The organism is Cupriavidus phytohabitans (assembly GCF_000426345.1).
GTDB lineage: Bacteria > Pseudomonadota > Gammaproteobacteria > Burkholderiales > Burkholderiaceae > Cupriavidus.
In genome coordinates this window covers 1-2,476 of the sequence record NZ_AUFE01000194.1, presented here as the reverse complement: position 1 = coordinate 2,476, position 2,476 = coordinate 1, and the positions used below count along the sequence as shown (strand labels likewise).

Genomic DNA, 2,476 nt, shown 5'->3' with positions numbered 1-2,476 from the left:
ACCCGACGACCTGCAACATTGGCGATGGACCAGACCGCAGCCACCCATCATTTACCGTGCCCGCGCGCCCATCGAATCCCGTGCTCACGCACACTCCTATGGATGATCTTTACGGTGCTGCGGGATTGATAACCTTCCCGACGAAGTTTTCCAGCGCAACACGAATAGCTTTCTCTGCCGCTGTGGTCAACGCTTGCGCACCCACGTCACACGTGCCTTCTTGGCTATCTTGGCCGAAACCTCGAACGGTCGTTCGAGCCATATCTTTACCGCTCGGCTCGATCGCAGCGGTCTTGAAAGCTATCTCGACGGTTGCATCCGCTGTGCCTGTCCAAAAACCTTGGGCGAACCGAAGGCGTGGCGTGAATTCGTCGAGTGAAAATGAATACAGAGGACCATCCTTGCCTGCAGCACCTACGGATGTGACTGGAATGACATCCTTGTATGCGGCCTCCATGGTCTTGATGATGGAGGACTTCAGAGCGGTGCCAGCCTCAAGGGGATACGAGTGCGCGCTGCAAATGAAGCCCGGCTTAACGGTCTTCTCCAGCGTTGCTACGTCTTGTGTGACGTAGACATACGCTTTGCCTTTGCTTACACGATCTGGCCGAACTTCATAGCCAGCAGAGGTTGAGGCTACATGACCTTGGTAAGCGCAACCCGAAAAAAGCGCGACAGTACCCAATGCAACAAAAATTGACTTCATTTCGACCGACCCGTTGTGTTCTATTTTGGATAGCCGATTCTGGACCACCTCCGTGAAGTCTGTCCCCCTACTTAAGTGGGGGGGCGCTTCGACTTCCAGATTGAGCGCTTGGCGCCCCAGCTATGTGACGGGGAGCCTGCAAATTTGCTCGATGTCCAATGGTGACGTGGTCACACTGGCCGGTCTGACTTGGCGCTAATGCCTCGGCAGCTCGGCCAGTGTCGGCGTGGGAGTGATCCGTTCGCCTCGGGCATGGGCTGCGTGCTGGTCATGACTTCAGCCGGGACGTCGCGCGGGGTCACACTGTTATGAAGGATCCGCACAACCGCTGGGAACGGTCTGACAGATTGGGCCGTTGAGGAAGGCTATGAATTATCGCAAGCCCCCTTAACTCTCACCGAACCATGGCTGCCAGAATTTTGATCGTTGACGCCCCATCCAATAACTCTGGAGGGATTCGGCAACTGCCTTGCCGATCTGGGCGAAATTCACCTGGCGTGCAGCGCCAAGGACGCGATGCTTGCGGCGCGCGGCTGTCCGTTTGATGTTGCGCTGGTGGATGTGCATTTGGCCAAGATGGGGGGCTTGTGCCTTGGAGCCTCGCTCCTGGGGCTCAAGCTGGCACGACGCGTGGTCATCATGGCGGCGAACAACCGCTTCGTTTATGCCGAGCGCGCGCTGAAAGTCGGTGCAAACGGGTTCATCGAAAAATCCATGACGAATGAGATGCTCCGGAGTACCGTCGCCCTTGTCCTGGCCGGAATGGTCGTGTTTCCCGAGATGACGCAGAGCAGTTCGTTGATCGGCGAAACCAATCTATCGGCGAAGCTATCGGACAAAGAGCTGGAGGTTTTGCGGCTGCTGACAATGGGGCATGGGTATGCGTATGTGGGGAGCGCAATGAACATCAGCCCGAGAACGGTCAGCTCCTATAAGCAACGGATCATGGCGAAGGCCGGAGCGCGGTCAATGGTCGAGTTGATCGACATCGCCAGAGCTGCTGGCCTCACCTTCGACCCCAACAGAGAGCTTGTATTCAGCCCTGGTAGATGCCTTCGAGACTGGCTTGCGCAGGAGTCGAAGGATCCAATACAGGTGCCGCCTTCTTACGCGGCGGCAGCGGAGCAGGCGCGCCAGCAAGACGTTCCGGTGGCTGCAGGCGCAAGAATGTCCGCGCGCGCTCTGGGTCGCGACACGCCAGCCAGTCGTCCCATTCTTCTGGCGGCAGTATCACCACGCTGCGCTTTTCGTCGCCAGGCTTATGAAACTGAGATAGGAAGGGGTGCCGGTCAGCATTCACGGTTGGCATGGTGAACGACACGGCCCCATTCGGCCACGCCCGCCACAAGCCGGCGATGGCGAAGGGCTCAGCGCCGGCCAGGCCGATGCGCCAGCGCGTGACCTTACCTGCTTCGTCATACCGCGGCTCGAAGAAGGCGGCCGCTGGTAACGGTAAGGTGCAGCCCATGGACGCGCACACCACAAGATACACCGTATGGACATGCGGGACTGGCCTAGACCTCCCCGACAGGCCGTTGCCGACCCTTTGCCGCCGTTTGACCCAACGCAGCCTCGACGGCAGCTTTCAAGGTACAACTGCCGTTCACTCGGTCAATTTGGCGCACGGGTGCTCGGCCTAAGCGGACGTCGTGCTCCCCGCTCGGGCAATCCATTTTGAACGTCTGTTTTGGCGTAGGGCACCACTTCCGTTGATCGGTAAGCGACCGAGAAACAGCGTCCTAGTTTTATAGGGTGAGTCTTGGCAGGCTT

The 2,476-nt window shown here is 58.4% G+C and carries 2 protein-coding genes and 1 pseudogene; 1 reads left to right on the top strand and 2 read right to left on the bottom strand.

Annotation, left to right across the window (positions count from 1 at the left end; translation table 11 throughout):
• Positions 1–109: 109 nt before the first annotated feature.
• A complete protein-coding gene (locus K309_RS42290; RefSeq protein ID WP_156914548.1) occupies positions 110–706 on the bottom strand; it encodes a hypothetical protein in 597 nt (198 codons plus the stop codon).
• A 426-nt stretch (positions 707–1,132) separates the two neighbouring features.
• Between K309_RS42290 and K309_RS43660 the strand changes: the two are divergent.
• Positions 1,133–1,687, top strand: a pseudogene (locus K309_RS43660) (LuxR C-terminal-related transcriptional regulator); the annotation flags it as partial.
• Between the two features lie 55 nt (positions 1,688–1,742).
• Here the strand turns inward: K309_RS43660 and K309_RS43655 are convergent.
• Complete coding sequence (locus tag K309_RS43655; RefSeq protein ID WP_084402717.1) at positions 1,743–2,174, bottom strand: SOS response-associated peptidase family protein; 432 nt, start codon at positions 2,172–2,174, stop codon at positions 1,743–1,745.
• Positions 2,175–2,476: the final 302 nt, after the last annotated feature.